Origin of the sequence: Streptomyces flavochromogenes, from assembly GCF_000717595.1 — a bacterium.
GTDB classification, from domain to species: domain Bacteria; phylum Actinomycetota; class Actinomycetes; order Streptomycetales; family Streptomycetaceae; genus Streptomyces; species Streptomyces flavochromogenes.
The window spans coordinates 139369-156051 of the sequence record NZ_JNZO01000025.1; the positions used below are offsets into that span (position 1 = coordinate 139369).

The following is a 16683-nucleotide window of genomic DNA, read 5'->3' on the forward strand; positions in this document are numbered from 1 at the left end:
CGGGTACGGCCACCAACCTACTGCGCGACCAGCCCCTTGGCGTCGCGGGCGAGCGCGGTGAGCCGGGAGATCGCCCGGAAGTACTTCTTGCGGTATCCGCCGTTCAGCATCTCGTCGCTGAACAGCCGGTCGAAGGGCAGTCCGGAGGCGAGGACGGGTATCTCGCGGTCGTACAGCCGGTCGGCCAGGACGACGAGCCGGAGGGCCGTCGACTGGTCCGGGACGGGCTGGACGTCGGTGAGGCAGACCGCGGTGAGGTCGTCCGTGAGCGCGCCGTACCGGCTCGGGTGAACCCTGGCCAGGTGTTCGAGCAGGTGCGGGAAGTCGTCGAGGGAGGCGCCCGGCGTGGCGTACGCGGTCGCCGTGACGACCTGGTCGGAGTACGGGGACGGAGCCTCGGGCAGACCGCGGTGGCGGTAGTCCTCGCCGTCGATCCGCAGCGGCATGAAGTGGGCCGAGAGGCCCTGGATCTCGCGGAGGAAGTCGGCGGCGGCGAAGCGGCCCTCGCCGAGCTTGCCGGGGAGCGTGTTGGAGGTGGCGGCGAGCGCCACACCCGATTCGACCAGCTTGCCGAGCAGGCTGGAGACGAGGACGGTGTCGCCCGGGTCGTCGAGCTCGAACTCGTCGATGCAGAGGAGGCGGTGCCCGCTGAGGGTCTTCACGGTCTGCTGGAAGCCGAGCGCGCCGACCAGGTTGGTCAGCTCGACGAAGGTGCCGAACGCCTTCAGCGCGGGCTCGGCGGGGGTCGCGTGCCAGAGCGAGGCGAGCAGGTGGGTCTTGCCGACGCCGTACCCGCCGTCCAGGTAGACCCCGCGCGGCCCGGTGGGGGCGGCCGGCTTCCGGGCGAACCAGCGGCGCCGGCCGGCGCCGGAGGCGTGCGCTCCGCCCAGGCCCTCGGCGAAGGAGCTCAGCGCCTTGACGGCGTCCGTCTGGCTGGGCTGGTTCGGGTCCGGGAGGTACGTGTCGAACCGTACGGAGTCGAAGCGCGGCGGCGGCACCATCTCCGCGACGAGTCGGTCGGCGGGGACGTGGGGCTCTCGGGAGCAGAGCGAGAGCGGGGCCGCTGAGGTGGATGCGGCTTCTGAGAGGGCACGGGTCGACACAGTTCCCCACTGTAAGCGCCATGTCAGACTCGAAGGATGCGACGCCTGTTCCCTGTGACGGACATGACAGCCCACGAGACCGATGCGGGAGCCGACCGGGAGTGGTCGCTCGACGAGCTCGCCGACGCCTACGCGTACCCGGAGCTCTCCGGGGGAGAGGGTGCCTGGCTGCGGGCCAACATGGTCTCCTCGCTCGACGGGGCGGGGCAGCACGACGGTCGCTCCCAGCCGCTCTCCTCCGAGACCGACATGCGGATCTTCGGCACCCTGCGGGCTCTCGCCGACGTGGTCGTCGTCGGTGCGGAAACGGTACGCCTGGAGGGCTACCGCCCGGCCCGCGCGCGTGAGGCCTTCGCGGCCCGCCGCGCCGCCGCCGGACAGGGGCCGGCCCCGGTGATCGCCGTGGTCAGCGCCTCGCTGGACCTGGACTTCTCGCTGCCGCTCTTCACCGAGCCGCTGGTGCCGACCCTGATCCTCACGGGGGCCGCCGCGCCCGCCGAGCGGGTGCGGGACGCGCGGGAGGCGGGCGCCGAGGTGCTGGCGGCGGGCGACGGTGCCGGGGTGGAGCCGGTCCGCGCGAAGGCGGTGCTCGCGGAGCGCGGGCTCCGGCGGCAGCTGACCGAGGGCGGGCCCCGGCTGCTCGGCCAGTTCGTGGCCGCCGAGGTCCTCGACGAGCTGTGCCTGACGGTCTCGCCGACGATGACGGCGGGCGGCGCCCAGCGGATCGCCGGGGGTCCTCCGGTGGCCGTCCCGACACGCTTCGCCGTGGCTTCGCTGCTGGAGCAGGACGGCTTCCTCTTCACCCGCTACGGTCGGATCTGACAATCGGCGGAATTTGTCGTTCCGCTTACCGTCCGCTGGGCACACTTACTGTCGCAGACCCCGTGCGGGCACGGGGAAGGATGGTTTCCGCAGAAGGGCTCCTGAGGTGTTCACAAGCGTTCTGATGATCGAGAAGCCCCTGACGTCCGTCGACGTGGAATTCGTCACCACCCTGCACGGCGACGAGGGCGTGTCCTTCATCGTTCTGATGCAGCCGCGTGGTGACCAGGCCGATGTACTGCTGCGTGCCATCGACGACGTGGCCATGGGCGAACTGAAGGAAGCCGCCCGCGAGGGCGACGAACCGGAGGGCAAGGAGGCCAGGGGCCCCGCCGAGCTGGCCCTGGAGCACTCGCTCCGGGCGCTGCGAGGCGCCGGCTGCCAAGCGGTCGGCCAGGTCGTCGAGGACCACCCGCTCAGCAGGATGAAGGCGGTGGTCGAGGAGTCGGAGGCGGACGAGGTGATCGTGCTGACCGCCCCGCACTACGTGGAGGAGTTCTTCCACCGTGACTGGGCCTCCCGGGCCCGCCACAAGGTAGGGGTCCCCGTCCTCAAGCTCTTCGCCCACAGCGAGGAAGCCGGCGAGTAGAAACCGGCGGGCAACCGCGTCACCGAGTGACCGACGAGCCGGGCAGCCGTACGGCCGCCCGTGACCGCGCCCCGTGCAGGGGGCGCGGTCACGGGCCCCGCACGGCCCGCACGCCACACACCGGGCCCCGCCGCTCCCGCCGGGCCCACCCGGCCGGAGCCACTAGGCTGGGGTCTTCCACGCACGACGCACCCCGGGGAGAGATCCGCATGGCACCCGCCATCCCTGCCGCCATGGAACGGCCGCACTTCATCGGCATCGGCGGTGCCGGAATGTCGGGCATCGCGAAGATCCTCGCCCAGCGCGGCGCCAAGGTCGCCGGCAGTGACGCCAAGGAGTCCGCGACCGCCCAGTCGCTGCGCGCCCTCGGCGCCACCGTGCACATCGGGCACGCCGCCGAGCACCTCGCCGACGACGCCTCCGCCGTCGTCGTCTCCAGCGCCATCCGCGCCGACAACCCCGAGCTGGCCCGCGCCGCCGAGCTCGGCATCCCCGTCGTCCACCGCTCCGACGCGCTCGCCTCCCTCATGGACGGCCTGCGCGCGATCGCCGTCGCCGGTACGCACGGCAAGACGACGACCACCTCCATGCTGGCCGTCGCGCTCACCGAGCTCGGTCTCGACCCCTCGTACGCCATCGGCGGCGACCTCGCGGGTCCCGGCACCAACGCGCTGCACGGCGACGGCGAGGTCTTCGTCGCCGAGGCAGACGAGAGCGACCGCAGCTTCCAGAAGTACGACCCCGAGGTCGCGATCGTCCTCAACGTCGAGCTGGACCACCACGCGAACTACGCCTCCATGGACGAGATCTACGAGTCCTTCGAGGCCTTCACGGCCAAGATCCGCCCCGGCGGCACCCTGGTCGTCGGCGAGCACGCGGGAGCCCGCGAGCTGGCCCGCCGGGTCGCGGACCGCGACGGTCTGAACATCGTCACCGTCGGTGAGACCGAGGACTCCGACGCCCGCATCCTGAAGATCGTCCCGAACGGGATGAAGAGCGAGGTGACGGTCGCCCTCGACGGCGTCGAGCACACCTTCACCGTCTCCGTGCCCGGCCGCCACTACGCCCACAACGCCGCCGCGGCCCTCGCCGCCGGCGCCCGCGTCGGCATCGACCCGGCCGAGCTCGCCCAGGCCCTCACCGCCTACACCGGCGTCGGCCGCCGCCTCCAGCTCAAGGGCGAGGCGAAGGGCGTCCAGGTCATCGACTCGTACGCGCACCACCCCACCGAGATGACCGCCGACCTGGAGGCCATGCGCGGCGCCGCCGGGGCCTCCCGCCTCCTGGTCGTCTTCCAGCCTCACCTCTTCTCCCGCACCCAGGAGCTGGGCAAGGAGATGGGCGACGCGCTGGCCCTCGCCGACGCGTCGGTCGTGCTCGACATCTACCCGGCCCGCGAGGACCCGATCCCGGGCATCACCAGCGAGCTGATCATCGCCGCCGCCCGGCAGGCGGGCGCCGACGTGACGCCCGTCCACGACAAGGCGACGGTGCCGCAGGTCGTGGCGGGAATGGCCGGGCCCGGCGATCTCGTTCTCACCATGGGCGCGGGCGACGTGACGGACCTCGGCCCGCTGATCCTGGACCACCTGTCGAAGTAGCAGAGGGAGCGAGCTCATGGCGTACGACGTCGAGAAGCCGGACGAGCAGTGGCGTGCGGAGCTGACCCCGGCGGAGTACCAGGTGCTGCGCCAGGCGGGCACCGAGCCCGCGTTCCGCGGTGAGTACACGGACACCACCACCAAGGGCGTGTACTCCTGCCGGGCCTGTGGCGCGGAGCTGTTCACCTCGAACGAGAAGTTCGAGTCGCACTGCGGCTGGCCGTCCTTCTTCGACCCGAAGGACAGCTCCGCCGTCGAGCTGATCGAGGACCGCTCCCACGGCATGGTCCGCACCGAGGTCCGCTGCTCCCGCTGCGGCTCGCACCTCGGTCATGTCTTCGAGGGCGAGGGCTACCCGACCCCGACGGACCAGCGGTACTGCATCAACTCGATCTCGCTGCGGCTGGAGCCCGGCGAGGGCTGACCTGCCGAGAAGCCGACGGCGGCAAGGGATCCTTCCCTTGCCGCCGTCGTGCTGTCCGGGCGGGGAACCCGGACGTCTACGATCAGGCACGCGCCAGGATCGAAGGCAACGCCCACACCGCTCAGGAGGCTCCTGTGCCCCACCTCAACGCCCCCGCGGACGTCGACGCCTGGTTCGCCGAGTACGGCTGGTTCCCGGGCCGCAACGTCGCTGACCTGGTCCCCGCGATCGTGGCGGAGATCGTCGAGGACAGCCGGAAGTACGGGTTTCCGATGGAGCCGTTCGCCGCCGCCACGGATTTCCTCGCCGAGCACGCGGGGCTTCGCCTGACCCTCGACGCGCGGCGCGAGGACTACCTGCACCTCACGCCGGTCATCGTCTGGCGCAGCACACCCGAGGACATCGCGGAGCTGAGCCGCCACCTCGGCGTGAGGCTCTTCCCGGTGGGGTGGGACTCCTCGGAGGGCGAGGTGATGGTCATCGACGAGCAGGGCCGGCTCTTCTTCATGCACCACACCGGCAACTACTACATGGGCGCCGACAAGCACGAGGCCATGATCTCCCTCTTCCACAGCCCCATGCGGGACGCGGAGGATCTCTACGTCTGACCGGCCCCCGGTACGGCGGCGGGTCAGGAGTTCCCTGTGCCCCGCCTCCGTGCCCCCGCGGATGTCGACGCCTGGTTCGCCGCGTACGGCTGGTCCTCCGGTCGCCACGCCGCCCGGCAGGCTTCGGCGTTCGTGGCGGAGGTCGTCGAGGAGAGCAGGCACCGCGGGTTTCCGATGGAACCGCTCGCCGCCGCGACCGAGTTCCTGACCGAGCACGCGGGCTCCGGGTGACGCACGACTTCGGCGTGACGAGCGCATCCACTTCACGCCCGTCCCCGACCGGGGCCATCTCTTCGAGGACATGGCGGAGCTGAGCCGTGGGCTGAGCGCGCGGGTCTTCCCGGTCGGCTGGGACTCCTGCGAGGGGGAAGTGTTCGTGATGGACGAGCGAAGTCGATTCCTCTGTATGCACCACACCGGCGACTCCTCCATGGGCACCGGTAAGCACGCGGCCATGATCGGTCTCTTCCGCCGGCCCATGCGGGACGCGGAGGACTTCTATGTCCGACCCGATCCCCGGCGCGGCCGCGTCGCTGCTCCTCGACGGCACGATCGTCGGCCACACCCACCTCACCGGTGACGCGAGCCGCACCTCCACCCCGCCGTCCAGGAGTGCTTCGACGCGCTCCCGCCCGCCCTGCGCGAGCCCTTCCTCGGCTCCTGCGCCAAGTCGGCCCTCGTCTCCGACGAGCTCTCCGGCCTCGACAGGCAGCGGGGCGACGGCCGGACGGTCACGCTGGACGAGCCCGCACCGCACGTCGCGGGCGCCGCGCTCGTCGCCCGCAGGATCCGCCCGCACGGACGGCCCCGAGCCCGACACCGCGGCCGACGTCCGCCGTTCGTGCTCGGCGATCCCCGACCGGCCGGCCATCGCGATCCTCCACCGCGCCGTCGGCGGCGGTGCAGGTCGCGCGATCGGCAGCGTCGTCGACCCCCGCGAGGTCCGCCTCGACGTTCCGCCCCCTGAACCGGCTCTCCGACTCCCTCGGCGTACGGCGCTTCCCCTCGGCCGTAAGGACACGGACGCGCCGCTCGCGGTCGACGCACACGGCCGGCTCCTCATGCTCGGCCCCGGCGGGCCCTGGCTCCTCGGCGAGACGGCCCACGACGGTCTCTGGGCCCTCGCCACCGGGATCGCGCCGGTGCGGCTCCGTGCTCCCGGCGGCGCTCCCCGATGCCCGGCTGTCCCGCCGACCTCGACGCGGCCGTACGGGCCGCACTCGTCGCCGTGTTCGTCCCGCACGGCACGGGCGCGTCCAGCGCCCGAGGGGTGCACCCGCGGGCGACGAGCCTGCGGGATCGGCGTCGTGGCGGCGGGAAGTCCGGCCGAAGGCCGCCCTGGTCCCCGGGCACCGCTCAGTGGACGGAGAAGCCGCCGTCCACGAAGAGGGACTGGCCCGTGACGTACGCGGAGGAGGCGCTCGCCAGGAACACGGCCGCGCCCGCGAAGTCCTCGGCGAGACCGTTGCGGCCGACCATCGTGCGCGCCGCCAGCGCGGCCACCTTCTCCGGGTCGGAGGAGAGCCGCGCGTTGAGCCGGGTCATCACGAAGCCCGGGACCAGCGTGTTGGCCGTGACGCCGTACGGGGACCAGGCCTCCGCCTGCGAACGGGCAAGGGACTCCAGGGCGCCCTTGGACACCCCGTACGCGCCGCTCTGCACGAACGCGCGGTGCGCCTGCTGGGAGGTGATGTGGATGATCCGGCCGAAGCCGCGCTCGGCCATGCCGGGCCCGAAACGCCGGCCGAGGAGGAAGGGGGCCTCAAGGTTCACCGTCATGGTGGTGTCCCAGACCTCGTCGGAGAGGTCGTTCAGCGGGGGACGGAGATTGATACCGGCGGAGTTGACGAGGATGTCGGGCTCGCCGAACACGGCCGCCGCCTCCTCGGCCCCGGCCTTGATCCCCGCGCGCGTGCCCAGGTCGGCGCTCACCCATGCCGCCCGGCAGCCGTCGGCCGTCAGCTCGTCGACGGTCACGACCAGATCCGCCTCCTTGCGCGCCACCACGACCACACGCGCCCCGGCACGGGCCAGGGCCCCGGCGATGGCACGGCCGATGCCGGAGCTGCCGCCTGTGACGAGAGCGGTGCGGCCTTCGAGGGAGAAGAGGCCGGAGAGGTAGCCGCCGGGGGTGGTGCTCATGGATGTCGCTCCTCGCTTCGTACGGCACCGGCCGCTCCCTCTGCGGTGGAGGGCCGGTACACGCATCCTGGCACAGGCATTCTCAGGCCAGGCGGGCGAGGAACTCCGTCCAGGCGGCGGGGGCCAGCGCGAGCTGGGGACCGTCGGGGCGCTTGGAGTCGCGGACATGGACGGTGGAGGGGCGGGTGGCGACCTCGACGCAGTCGCCATCACCGCCACTGCTGTAGCTGCTCTTGAACCAGGCCAGGTCTGTGGTGCTCATGGCGCTCCTCGCATCTCCCGCAACAGACTCACGGACTCCTCGAAGGACAGAGCCTGTGCCCGCATCCTGGCATACCGCTTCTGGAGGATGCTGACCTCTTTGGGGTCGGGGATGAGGTGGGCGGCGCGCTGGCCCTCGCAGTAGGCGTACCACTTGTTTTCCGCGGTCTCCAGGAGCTGTACCGGACCGTCGAGACCTGCGTGGTGCCCTCTTGTCTGAGGCATGATCTGGAGGTCGATGTTGCGCCGTGTGCTGATGTCGAGGATGTGTGCAATCTGCTCGTGCATGATTTCTGGGCCACCCACCTGACGGCGCAGCACATGCTCCTCCACGATGAAGCTGTAGATCGTGTGAGGGCGGTCGGTGAGCAGCTTCTTGCGGTCGACACGGGCGACGAGCTTCGATTCGATCTCGTCGTCCCCCAATGCCGGGATCTGCTTCTCGAACAGCGTCTTCGCGTACGCCGGCGTCTGCAGCAGCCCCGGCACCAACCGGTTCTCGTACGTGTAGAGCGTCGCCGCCTGCAGCTCCAGCTTCGCCCACTGCCGGAACCACTTCGCAAGCCCCGGCTTCCGCGCCACGTGCTTCGCCGCGCCCCTGATCGCCCCGAACGCGTCGAGCACCTCCTCCGCCCGGTCCACGAAGGCGACCGGCGGCAGACGGCGGCCCTGTTCGATGGAGGCGACCGTCGGCACCGAGTACCCCACCATCGGCGCGAAGCGCTCCTGTGTGAGGCCCGCCCGCTTGCGGAAGGCCTTGACCACCTCCCCGAAGGCCTTCAGGCTGTCCGACGCCTCCGGTTCGCCTCCGCCCGGACCCGCGTCCGCCTCTTCGCCCGGAACCTCATCCATCACCCCGGCCACCTCCCGCACCCATGCGCTCGCGTTGAACGCATCCATGCTCACGGGTAGTTACCGGTACCGTCCAGAGTGTGAACCCGTACGCTGTCGGAGCGTACGGGTTTCTGACCTGGCAACCCGCCTTCCGCGGCGCCACATTGGCCCCATGACCTCATCCGTGATCCGCCAAGCCGCCGTCACCGTACGTGTGTTCACCCAGCGCTTCAGCGCGACCCCGCGCGGCGCGCGCCTCGCCCGTCGTCTCGCGCTCCACCAGCTCGACCGCTGGAACCTCCCCTACGGTTCCGAGGTCTCCGACACGGCAGGGATCCTGGTCGCCGAACTCGCCGCCAACGCCGTCACCCACGGGCGGGTCCCCGGGCGGGACTTCGAGCTGGTGCTCACGTACGCGCCCGGACTGCGACTGCGGGTCGACGTCTCCGACACCCGGGGCGAGCGCCGCCCGGCATCCGCCGCTCCGGGGCCCCTCGACGAGGGCGGCCGCGGCCTGCTCCTCGTCGACGCGCTGGCCTCTCGCTGGTCGGTGCTCGACCGCGTCCCGGTCGGGAAGACCGTACGGGCCGAACTCGACCTGGGCTCCTGACGTACCTTGATCGGGGCGGAACGAACAGAGGAGATGGGCGACTTGGACGTCGAGACGAACGCGGGCAAGGGAGTCCTGGGACCACGTACGGCGGTCGTGTTCGCGCTGGTGCTCACACTGCTGCTTGCGGCGCTGTCGGGCCTCGTGATGCGTCCGGCGGCCCAGCACCTGCGCTCCCTCCAGGACGGCCGACAGGCCGACGCGACGCTGGTGGCCGCCGGCTCGGGATGCTTCCTGGGGGGATGCAAGGTCAGGTTCGAGGCCGAGGGCAGGACCGTGGTGGCGAACCTTCCGGTGGGGAGCAGCCACGGGAAGAACGTGGTCGGTGAACGTCTGACCGTCCGGTACCGGGAGGACGATCCACAGGTGGTCGCCTCTCAGGATGATGTCGGTGGCGGTGGGCCGGCGGTGGGCACCGCCGTGTTCGGTGCCGGTGCGGTGCTCTTCCTGGTGATGCTCGTCTGGTCGACGGTCCACCTGAGGCGACGGCGCGCGGAGGACGGCCACACTCCGGTTCCTGGGACCGGAGCGATGGAGAGCGGAGTGTGAGCGGGTGTCCGGTCCGTGGGGTCACCACGGACCGGACACCCTTCACTCAGCCGGCCTGGCCCCGGGGCGCGGGGGCGTACCCCGCCGGGCGGGTCGTGAAGGTGCCACGGCCCTGCGTGCGGCCGCGCAGGCGGGACGCGTAGCCGAAGAGCTCGGCCAGCGGCACCGTCGCCTCCACCACCGCCGTGGCGGAGCGGGTCGTCTGGTCCGTCACGCGGCCGCGGCGGGCCGCGAGGTCGCCGAGGACCGAGCCGACGGACTCCGCGGGGACGGTGACCGTCACGTCGGTCACCGGCTCCAGGAGCGTCATCACGCTCGCGCGGAGCGCCTCGCGCAGCGCGAAGCGGCCCGCCGTGCGGAACGCCATCTCCGAGGAGTCCTTCGGGTGCGTGGCGCCGTCCGTGAGCGTGACCCGGACACCCGTCACCGGGTGGCCGCCGAGGGGACCCTCGACCAGCGCGTCCCGACAACCGGCCTCGACCGCGCGGACGTACTCCTGCGGGACCCGTCCGCCGGTGACGGTCGACGTGAACGCGAACTCCGCCTCCTCGGTGTCCGCGAGCGGTTCGACGTCGATGACCACATGGGCGAACTGGCCGGCTCCGCCGTCCTGTTTGACATGACGGTGGAGCAGCCCGGTGACGCCCTTCGCCACCGTCTCCCGGTACGCGACCTGCGGGCGGCCGACCGTGACCTCCAGGCCCCGGTCGCGCCGCAGCTTCTCCACCGCGACCTCCAGGTGCAGTTCGCCCAGACCCGACAGGACGGTCTGGCCCGTCTCCGGGTCGGACCGCACGACGAGCGACGGGTCCTCCTCGGAGAGCCGGGCGAGGGCCGTCGCAAGGCGGCCGGTGTCCGTACTCCGGCGGGCCTCGACCGCGACCGAGACCACCGGGTCGGCGGTCGTCGGCGGTTCGAGGACGATCGGAGCGTCCTGGGCGCACAGGGTCGCCCCGGCGCGGGCGCCCTTCGGGCCCACGACAGCGACGATGTCCCCGGCGCGCGCCACGTCGACCTCGGTCGCACGATCGGCCTGGACCCGCAGGATGCGGGCGATCCGCTCGGTGCGGCCGCTGACGGCGTCGAGCACGGTGTCCCCCTTTCCGATCGTTCCCGCGTACACGCGGACATAGGTCATCCGGCCGGTGGCCGTCGCGCTCACCTTGAACGCGAGCGCGGTGAACGGCGCCTCCGGGTCCGCCGGCACCTCCCCGCGTACCGGAGGCATGTCCGACGGCGCCGGGAGGTACGCGACGACGGCGTCGAGCAGCGGCTCGACACCCCGGTTGCGGTACGCCGAACCGCAGAGCACGACCACGGCCTCGCCGGTGAGGGTGAGGTCGCGGAGCGCGCCCCTGAGGGTCTGCGCCGAGAGCGCGCCCTCGGCGCAGAACTCCTCCAGGGCACCCGGATGGAGCTCCGCCACGGTCTCCTCCAGGTGTCGCCTGCGGTGACGGGCCTCGTCCTGGAGGTCGTCGGGGACCGGCTGGTCGGCGTACGTGTCGGCGCCGTCGGCCCACACGTACGCCCGCATGCCGACCAGGTCCACGACGCCGGTGAAGCCGTCCTCGCGCCCGATGGGGAGCTGGACCGGCAGCGGCACGGTACCGAGACGGGTCCGGATCGACTCCACGGCGCTGTCGAGCTCCGCGCCCGCGCGGTCCAGCTTGTTGACGAACGCGATGCGCGGCACGCCGTGCCGGTCCGCCTGCCGCCACACCGTCTCGCTCTGCGGCTCGACGCCCGCGACGGCGTCGAAGACGGCGACGGCGCCGTCGAGAACGCGCAGCGAGCGCTCGACCTCGTCGGAGAAGTCGACGTGCCCCGGGGTGTCGATGAGGTTGATCCGGTGTCCGGCCCAGTCGCAGCTGACGGCCGCGGCGAAGATCGTGATGCCGCGGTCGCGCTCCTGCGGGTCGAAGTCGGTGACGGTGGTGCCGTCGTGGACCTCGCCGCGCTTGTGGGTGGCGCCGGTGAGGTACAGGAACCGCTCGGTGACGGTGGTCTTGCCGGCGTCGACGTGGGCGAGGATGCCGAGGTTGCGGACGCGGTCGACGAGGTGGGTACGCACGGTGTCGTGCCTTTCGCTGCTGCTGGATGAAGACAGGGCAGCGCGATTCCCGTACGCGGACCGTCAGAGGGACGGCGGGAGCGTCACGGGTCGGCGATGGCGGGCGCGCAGCCGCCACCGGCCGGAGGGAGAGGCGAGGATCACGTCGTACCGGGCACGGGAGGGGGACACGGCGACGGCACGGTGGCTGCGCACGGTCTTCTCCCCTCGGTGGACGTCTCACGGCACACCGGTCGATGCGTCGTGAGACGTGAGTGTAGGGAGGGAGACGGGCCGGGCGACAGCGGTTTTGGCGGACGGCCCGTCGGCGGTGCCTGCACCGGCGCAGGAGGGAACACGCGGCAAAGTACCGGCCAGAAGGGAGAGTTGGCTGTTTCTCCCCTGCCTCGTGACCCTCGGCAAGCGCTTAATGGTGGTCCCGCGCGCGCGGGGTGGAAGTGACCTACCGGACAACGGGGGAACGCATGGACGCCACGGGACCCGCAGGACCACCGCCGCCGCCTGAGCCGCCGTCCGAGCCGCCGCGGGCGTCTTCGGTGCCGCCGCCGTCGCCCGAGCGGCCATGGGCGTCCTCGGCGCCGCCGCCATCGCCCGTGCCGCCGGTGCCGCGCCGGGACGGCACCCTGGTCCTCAAGGTCAGCCGCCGGATCCTGTGGGTGGGGTCCGCGGCCCTCCCACTGCACAACATCACCCGCGTCGAGGCCTTCATGCTCAAGCCCGACCGCGGCACGGTCTTCGTCCGGTTCCTGAGGTGGCTCCTCGTCGCCGCCCTGATCTATGCCGCGATCAGCTACGCGAGCGACGGCGAGGTCGAGGGCAACCCCGTTCTCCTCATCGTCGGGATCGCCCTGTTCCTGTTCCTCCTCAAGGAGCTGTTCCAGTCGCCGACGCCGGTGCTGACCGTGGAGACGGCCGGCGGCTCCACGGTGCTCGTGACCCTGCCGACCGTGAACGAACTGCTGGACATCGCCGGACGGATCGCGCACGCGATCGACAACCCGGAAGCCGAGTTCACCGCGGTCGTGCAGCAGTACAACAACACGAACAACTACGGCCCCGTCGTCAACATGAACGGCGGCCGGAACAACAGGGGGATCAACCTGTGAGCGACACGACGAACAACTACGGGCCCGTGGTCAACATGAACGACGGCCAGGGCAACGTCGGCATCAACTACGGAACCGTCGGCGGCGCCCCGGACGACCGGCTCCGCGCCGCCGTCGAAGAGCTCACCCGCCGCCTTGAGATCCTGCGGCCCCACCTCACCCCGGAACAGGAACAGGCCGTCGACGAGGCACTGCCCGAACTCACCCCCGACCGCGCCGCCCTGCGGCAGCGCGGCCTCGTCCTGGCGTCGGTCGCCCAGATCGCCGCCGCCGTCGGCACGGTGGGCCAGCCCGTCGTGGACGCGGTGGGACAACTGATCGCGCTGCTGGGCTAGACCTGCGCGGGTCGCTCCTCCGGCCTGCCCCAGGTCCTACGCGGCCAGGTCCGCCGGCTGGAGGAGGTCCCAGCGGTTCCCGTACAGGTCCTCGAAGACGGCGACCGAGCCATAGGGCTCGTGCCGCGGCTCCTCAAGGAACGTGACGCCCGCCTCGGTCATCCGCGCGTGGTCGCGGGCGAAGTCCTCGGTGTGGAGGAAGAAGCCGACCCGGCCCCCCGTCTGGTTGCCGACGGAGGCGGCCTCGGCGTCGTTCTTGGCGCGCGCCAGGAGCAGGCCCGCGTTCCCGAGGCCGCCGACCCCGGCCGCACCGCGCGGGCGGACGACGACCCAGCGGCTGCCGTCACCCCGGTCGGTGTCCTCGACGAGGTCGAAGCCGAGGGAGTCGGTGTAGAAGGCGATGGCCTCGTCGTAGTCACGGACGACAAGGGTCACAAGTGCGATGGACGGCATTACCCCAACGTAATACGCGGAAGCGGCAGGAATCTACCCGCGTCAACCCGTGTCGACCCGGGCACGACCCTTGCCCATGGGAGGGTCCGAACGAGGGTCCGGAGAGGGCCGGGGCGAGGGTCGGGGCGGGGGACGGGGAGCGGGAGCCCACGGCTCCGGGCGCACGCTGGGCCGCGCCCGCGGCCGGTGCGAGAATGCCCCGCATGGACGCGCTGCAGTTCGACCGCCTCGCCGCCCGGGCGCGGGCCCTCGCCGAGCGCCCCGGGGACGGCCGCCCGCCCCGCCGCATCCTCGGGCTCGCCGGAGCGCCCGGCGCCGGGAAGTCCACGCTCGCCGCCCGGCTCGTCGCCCGCCTCGACGGGCTCGCCGTCCTCGTCCCCATGGACGGCTTCCACCTCGCCCAGGCCGAACTGGAACGCCTCGGCCGGGCCGGCAGGAAGGGCGCGCCCGACACCTTCGACGCCGCCGGATACGTCGCCCTCCTCGCCCGGCTGCGCGCCCCCGCCCCCGGCACCACGGTCTACGCCCCCGCCTTCGACCGCGCCCTGGAGGAGCCGATCGCCGGGGCGATACCCGTCGGCCCCGAGATCCCGCTGGTCGTCACCGAGGGCAACTACCTGCTGTACGACGAGGGCGCCTGGGCCGGCGTCCTGCCGCTCCTCGACGAGGCCTGGTACCTCGACCTGGACGCCCGGCGCCGAGTCCCCCGGCTCGTCGAGCGTCACGTGCGTTTCGGCAAGGACCGCGCCCGCGCCGAACGCTGGGTCCGGGACTCGGACGAGGCGAACGCCCGCCTGGTCGCCCGCGACCGCGACCGCGCCCACCTCTTCGTGCCGATGTCCTAGGCCCAGGCGTCGCGGGGCAGACGGGAAGGTGACGGCAGGCCCTGGAGGGCGTCTGTCGCGTGCCGCGCCGCCGCTGTTCCGAGGGCCCTGATCAGCGGGTGCGGACGGGTGCCGTCGCCGGCCAGTTCCGGCTGGAAGAGGGTCGCCAGGAAGAAGGGGTGCGAGGGGAGTTCGGCGATGCGGACGCCGCCCTCCTCGTCCGCGCCCGTGAACCGCATGCCGTGCGCCCGCAGGGTGTCCAGGTGGCGGCTGTCGGGGCCGTAGTCGCAGTGGTAGCGCTCGGTGGTCCGCTCCGCGCCGAGGGCCTGCTCGGCGAGCGAGCCCGGGGTGACCCGTACGACTCCCTCGTGGCCCACCAGCGAGCAGGCGAGGGGCGCGATCAGCAGGTCGCCGGAGTCGGCCGACGGGTCGTTCTCCGCGTGCGCCGCACTGGTCAGACCGCAGACGCCCCGCGCGTACTCCAGGAGCGCGTGCTGGAACCCGCCGCAGGTGCCGAGGAACGGGATGCCGTCCTCGCGGGCCGTACGGATCGCCGCCAGCGCCCCCGCCTCGCTCGCGTACGGGCTCCCCGGGAGCACCCACACCGCGTCGAAGCCCTTCACCGCGCCGGGTGTCTCCGCGTCCCCGGTCGGGATCCAGTACGCGTCGAGGGCGAGGCCGTCGCGCTCGGCGAGGGCGTCGAGGAGGACGGGGATCCGGACGTGGGAGCGGACGTGCGGGGAGCGGTCGCCGACCAGGGCGATCCGAGGGGTGCGAGGGCGGGTGTTCACGCTGTTCATGGGGACCATCCTTGGCGTCGCCACCCGTTCACGTCCAACGATGATCACTGCACTGCCCATCAGGAACGCTTATACCGGGCTGGATAGGGTGGCCGTATGACCACCGATCAGGAACCGTCCGACTGGGAGCACCGCGTCGCCGCCCTCTGGGAGCGGCTCGACACGTACGAGCCCGCAGACTTCCGCGCCCGTGTCGCCGAGCTCGCCGCCGAGCGCCCCGAAGACGACCCGGCCGCCCTCTTCGAACGCGGCGCCGCCCACGACTCCACCGGAGAGCCGGAGGAGGCCGTGCGCCTCTACCGGCGTGCCCTCGACCAGGGCCTCACCGGACTGCGCCGCCGGCGGGCCGTCATCCAGCTCGCCAGCAGCCTGCGCAACCTCGGCCGCCCCGACCGCAGCGTCGAACTCCTCACCGCCGAGCGCGCCGTCCCCGCCGCCGAGCTCGACGCCGACGAGACCGCGCTCTCCGGCGCCGTCGACGCCTTCCTCGCCCTCGCCCTCGCCGACACCGGCCGCGACCGCGAGGCCGCCGCCCTCGCCCTCGGCGCCCTCGCACCCCTGCTGCCCCGCTACAACCGCTCCCTCGCCCACTACGCGCAGGCGCTCCTCACCGCCCCCGACGGGTCCTGACGGGCCCGGCGCGCACTCCATGGACCCGCACCTCCTCCGTACGTACGTCACCGTCGCCCGGCTCGCCTCCTTCTCCGAGGCCGCCCGCGAGCTGGGCTACACCCAGTCCGCCGTCTCCCAGCACATCGCCGCCCTGGAGGCCGACCTCGCGCTGCCGCTCCTCACCCGCCGGCCGGTCGCCCCGACCCCGGCGGGGGAGCGGCTCCTCGAACACGCCGGGGCGCTGCTGCTCCGGCTCGACGCGGCCCGTGCCGACCTCGACCGGTTCGCGGCCGCGCCCCGCGCCACCCTGAGCGTCGCCGCCTCCCCGCTCGCGCTGCACGCCCGTACCCTCGCCGCACTGCCCGCCACCGGAGTCACCCTGCGAGCCCTGCCCCGCGAGGCGGTGCCCGCCGCCGTCGCCACCGGCGAGGCCGACGCCGGGCTCGTCGACGGCATCGCCGCCCCCAGCGACCCGCTGCGGCTGTCCGACGTCGCCCCGCTCGCCGCGACCGGCGTCGCCGAGGAGCCGCTCGCCGTCGTCCTGCCCACGACCCATCCGCTCGCCGGGCGCTCCGGGCTCCGCCTCGACGACCTCGTCGACGCCCGCTGGCTCGACGCGCCCGCCGCCGGCCTCCCCCTCGACCGGCTGCGGGGCGCCCACGGCGGGCCGGCCGGACGGGGCTTCCGTACCGCCTTGCGCTACGAGGGCACCGACACCCGCACCCTCGCCGCGCTGGCCGCCGCCGGTCACGGCCTCGCCCTGCTGCCCGCGCCGGTCGCGGCGGACGTCGCCGGCGCCACTGCCGTCCCTCTGATCGCGCCCCGCCTCGTCCACCGCACCGAACTCCTCCTCCCGACCGCCTCACGGGCCGAACCCGGCGGCCCGGTGGCCGAGTTCACCCGACGGCTCAAGAGCTGACACCGGCAGTCGCTACCCTG

21 protein-coding genes and 1 pseudogene are annotated in these 16683 nt (G+C 72.7%); 14 read left to right on the top strand and 8 right to left on the bottom strand.

Annotated features, from left to right (window positions below; genetic code table 11):
• Positions 1–17 precede the first annotated feature (17 nt).
• The gene (gene zapE, locus IF00_RS0128765; RefSeq protein WP_030322989.1) at positions 18–1103 is read right to left on the bottom strand and encodes a cell division protein ZapE; all 1086 of its coding nucleotides are present in this window, start codon (positions 1101–1103) and stop codon (positions 18–20) included.
• Between the two features lie 36 nt (positions 1104–1139).
• Here zapE and IF00_RS0128770 point away from each other — a divergent pair, with 36 nt between their 5' ends.
• From IF00_RS0128770 to IF00_RS48085, 7 genes and pseudogenes are all read left to right on the top strand, one after another.
• Positions 1140–1925, top strand: coding sequence for a pyrimidine reductase family protein (locus IF00_RS0128770; protein ID WP_030322990.1), 786 nt, complete (start codon positions 1140–1142; stop codon positions 1923–1925).
• A gap of 106 nt (positions 1926–2031) precedes the next feature.
• Positions 2032–2514 carry a hypothetical protein gene (locus tag IF00_RS0128775; RefSeq protein ID WP_030322992.1) on the top strand — a complete coding sequence of 161 codons (483 nt, stop codon included), beginning with the start codon at positions 2032–2034 and terminating at the stop codon, positions 2512–2514.
• A gap of 209 nt (positions 2515–2723) precedes the next feature.
• Positions 2724–4115: a UDP-N-acetylmuramate--L-alanine ligase gene (gene murC / locus IF00_RS0128780; RefSeq protein ID WP_030322993.1), complete on the top strand. Its 1392-nt coding sequence runs from the start codon at positions 2724–2726 to the stop codon at positions 4113–4115.
• A gap of 16 nt (positions 4116–4131) precedes the next feature.
• On the top strand, positions 4132–4539 hold the full coding sequence (gene msrB, locus IF00_RS0128785; protein ID WP_030322995.1) for a peptide-methionine (R)-S-oxide reductase MsrB: 408 nt from the start codon (positions 4132–4134) through the stop codon (positions 4537–4539).
• A gap of 134 nt (positions 4540–4673) precedes the next feature.
• Positions 4674–5147: an SUKH-3 domain-containing protein gene (locus IF00_RS0128790; protein ID WP_030322996.1), complete on the top strand. Its 474-nt coding sequence runs from the start codon at positions 4674–4676 to the stop codon at positions 5145–5147.
• Between the two features lie 36 nt (positions 5148–5183).
• The gene (locus IF00_RS0128795; protein WP_030322997.1) at positions 5184–5378 is read left to right on the top strand and encodes a hypothetical protein; all 195 of its coding nucleotides are present in this window, start codon (positions 5184–5186) and stop codon (positions 5376–5378) included.
• A gap of 16 nt (positions 5379–5394) precedes the next feature.
• Positions 5395–5727, top strand: a pseudogene (locus IF00_RS48085) (SUKH-3 domain-containing protein); the annotation flags it as partial.
• A gap of 776 nt (positions 5728–6503) precedes the next feature.
• Here the strand turns inward: IF00_RS48085 and IF00_RS0128805 are convergent.
• The 3 genes from IF00_RS0128805 to IF00_RS0128815 form a co-directional block, all read right to left on the bottom strand.
• The gene (locus tag IF00_RS0128805; RefSeq protein ID WP_030322999.1) at positions 6504–7289 is read right to left on the bottom strand and encodes an SDR family NAD(P)-dependent oxidoreductase; all 786 of its coding nucleotides are present in this window, start codon (positions 7287–7289) and stop codon (positions 6504–6506) included.
• An 82-nt stretch (positions 7290–7371) separates the two neighbouring features.
• Positions 7372–7551: a DUF397 domain-containing protein gene (locus tag IF00_RS0128810; protein ID WP_030323001.1), complete on the bottom strand. Its 180-nt coding sequence runs from the start codon at positions 7549–7551 to the stop codon at positions 7372–7374.
• On the bottom strand, positions 7548–8402 hold the full coding sequence (locus tag IF00_RS0128815; RefSeq protein ID WP_030323003.1) for a helix-turn-helix domain-containing protein: 855 nt from the start codon (positions 8400–8402) through the stop codon (positions 7548–7550). The genes IF00_RS0128810 and IF00_RS0128815 overlap by 4 nt, the downstream gene beginning before the upstream one ends.
• Positions 8403–8556: 154 nt before the next feature.
• On the opposite strand from IF00_RS0128815, the gene IF00_RS0128820 reads away from it, so the two are divergent.
• Positions 8557–8994: an ATP-binding protein gene (locus tag IF00_RS0128820; RefSeq protein ID WP_030323005.1), complete on the top strand. Its 438-nt coding sequence runs from the start codon at positions 8557–8559 to the stop codon at positions 8992–8994.
• Between the two features lie 33 nt (positions 8995–9027).
• Complete coding sequence (locus IF00_RS0128825) at positions 9028–9543, top strand: DUF3592 domain-containing protein (RefSeq protein WP_051820657.1); 516 nt, start codon at positions 9028–9030, stop codon at positions 9541–9543.
• A gap of 46 nt (positions 9544–9589) precedes the next feature.
• On the opposite strand, the gene fusA is transcribed toward IF00_RS0128825, so the two are convergent.
• Both fusA and IF00_RS47705 read right to left on the bottom strand, forming a co-directional pair.
• A complete protein-coding gene (gene fusA, locus IF00_RS0128830) occupies positions 9590–11614 on the bottom strand; it encodes an elongation factor G (protein WP_030323008.1) in 2025 nt (674 codons plus the stop codon).
• A gap of 63 nt (positions 11615–11677) precedes the next feature.
• Complete coding sequence (locus tag IF00_RS47705; protein WP_280922629.1) at positions 11678–11809, bottom strand: hypothetical protein; 132 nt, start codon at positions 11807–11809, stop codon at positions 11678–11680.
• Between the two features lie 407 nt (positions 11810–12216).
• On the opposite strand from IF00_RS47705, the gene IF00_RS0128840 reads away from it, so the two are divergent.
• Positions 12217–12720 carry a DUF6232 family protein gene (locus tag IF00_RS0128840; protein ID WP_245234665.1) on the top strand — a complete coding sequence of 168 codons (504 nt, stop codon included), beginning with the start codon at positions 12217–12219 and terminating at the stop codon, positions 12718–12720.
• Entirely contained in the window at positions 12717–13055 is a 339-nt protein-coding gene (locus IF00_RS0128845; protein ID WP_030323013.1) for a hypothetical protein, read from the top strand. Before IF00_RS0128840 ends, IF00_RS0128845 begins: the two co-directional genes overlap by 4 nt.
• A gap of 36 nt (positions 13056–13091) precedes the next feature.
• On the opposite strand, the gene IF00_RS0128850 is transcribed toward IF00_RS0128845, so the two are convergent.
• Positions 13092–13508, bottom strand: coding sequence for a VOC family protein (locus tag IF00_RS0128850; protein ID WP_030323015.1), 417 nt, complete (start codon positions 13506–13508; stop codon positions 13092–13094).
• Positions 13509–13702: 194 nt separating this feature from the next.
• On the opposite strand from IF00_RS0128850, the gene IF00_RS0128855 reads away from it, so the two are divergent.
• The gene (locus IF00_RS0128855) at positions 13703–14353 is read left to right on the top strand and encodes a nucleoside/nucleotide kinase family protein (protein WP_030323017.1); all 651 of its coding nucleotides are present in this window, start codon (positions 13703–13705) and stop codon (positions 14351–14353) included.
• Here IF00_RS0128855 and IF00_RS0128860 read toward each other — a convergent pair.
• Complete coding sequence (locus tag IF00_RS0128860) at positions 14350–15132, bottom strand: CTP synthase C-terminal region-related (seleno)protein (RefSeq protein WP_051820658.1); 783 nt, start codon at positions 15130–15132, stop codon at positions 14350–14352. The genes IF00_RS0128855 and IF00_RS0128860 overlap by 4 nt on opposite strands.
• Positions 15133–15228: 96 nt before the next feature.
• Between IF00_RS0128860 and IF00_RS0128865 the strand changes: the two genes are divergently transcribed.
• Together IF00_RS0128865 and IF00_RS0128870 are read left to right on the top strand one after the other, a co-directional pair.
• Entirely contained in the window at positions 15229–15762 is a 534-nt protein-coding gene (locus IF00_RS0128865; protein ID WP_030323020.1) for a tetratricopeptide repeat protein, read from the top strand.
• 19 nt (positions 15763–15781) lie between these two features.
• The gene (locus IF00_RS0128870) at positions 15782–16663 is read left to right on the top strand and encodes a LysR family transcriptional regulator (RefSeq protein WP_037639244.1); all 882 of its coding nucleotides are present in this window, start codon (positions 15782–15784) and stop codon (positions 16661–16663) included.
• Positions 16664–16683 lie beyond the last annotated feature (20 nt).

Bases quoted from the DNA above. Each gene is read 5' to 3' on its own strand.
- IF00_RS0128805 (WP_030322999.1), bottom strand. From the start codon at position 7,289: ATGAGCACCACCCCCGGCGGCTACCTCTCCGGCCTCTTCTCCCTCGAA.
- IF00_RS0128865 (WP_030323020.1), top strand. From the start codon at position 15,229: ATGACCACCGATCAGGAACCGTCCGACTGGGAGCACCGCGTCGCCGCC.
- IF00_RS0128850 (WP_030323015.1), bottom strand. From the start codon at position 13,508: ATGCCGTCCATCGCACTTGTGACCCTTGTCGTCCGTGACTACGACGAG.
- IF00_RS0128820 (WP_030323005.1), top strand. From the start codon at position 8,557: ATGACCTCATCCGTGATCCGCCAAGCCGCCGTCACCGTACGTGTGTTC.
- murC (WP_030322993.1), top strand. From the start codon at position 2,724: ATGGCACCCGCCATCCCTGCCGCCATGGAACGGCCGCACTTCATCGGC.
- IF00_RS0128810 (WP_030323001.1), bottom strand. From the start codon at position 7,551: ATGAGCACCACAGACCTGGCCTGGTTCAAGAGCAGCTACAGCAGTGGC.
- IF00_RS0128860 (WP_051820658.1), bottom strand. From the start codon at position 15,132: ATGAACAGCGTGAACACCCGCCCTCGCACCCCTCGGATCGCCCTGGTC.
- IF00_RS0128825 (WP_051820657.1), top strand. From the start codon at position 9,028: ATGGGCGACTTGGACGTCGAGACGAACGCGGGCAAGGGAGTCCTGGGA.
- IF00_RS0128855 (WP_030323017.1), top strand. From the start codon at position 13,703: ATGCCCCGCATGGACGCGCTGCAGTTCGACCGCCTCGCCGCCCGGGCG.
- msrB (WP_030322995.1), top strand. From the start codon at position 4,132: ATGGCGTACGACGTCGAGAAGCCGGACGAGCAGTGGCGTGCGGAGCTG.
- IF00_RS0128770 (WP_030322990.1), top strand. From the start codon at position 1,140: ATGCGACGCCTGTTCCCTGTGACGGACATGACAGCCCACGAGACCGAT.
- IF00_RS0128870 (WP_037639244.1), top strand. From the start codon at position 15,782: ATGGACCCGCACCTCCTCCGTACGTACGTCACCGTCGCCCGGCTCGCC.
- IF00_RS0128815 (WP_030323003.1), bottom strand. From the start codon at position 8,402: ATGGATGAGGTTCCGGGCGAAGAGGCGGACGCGGGTCCGGGCGGAGGC.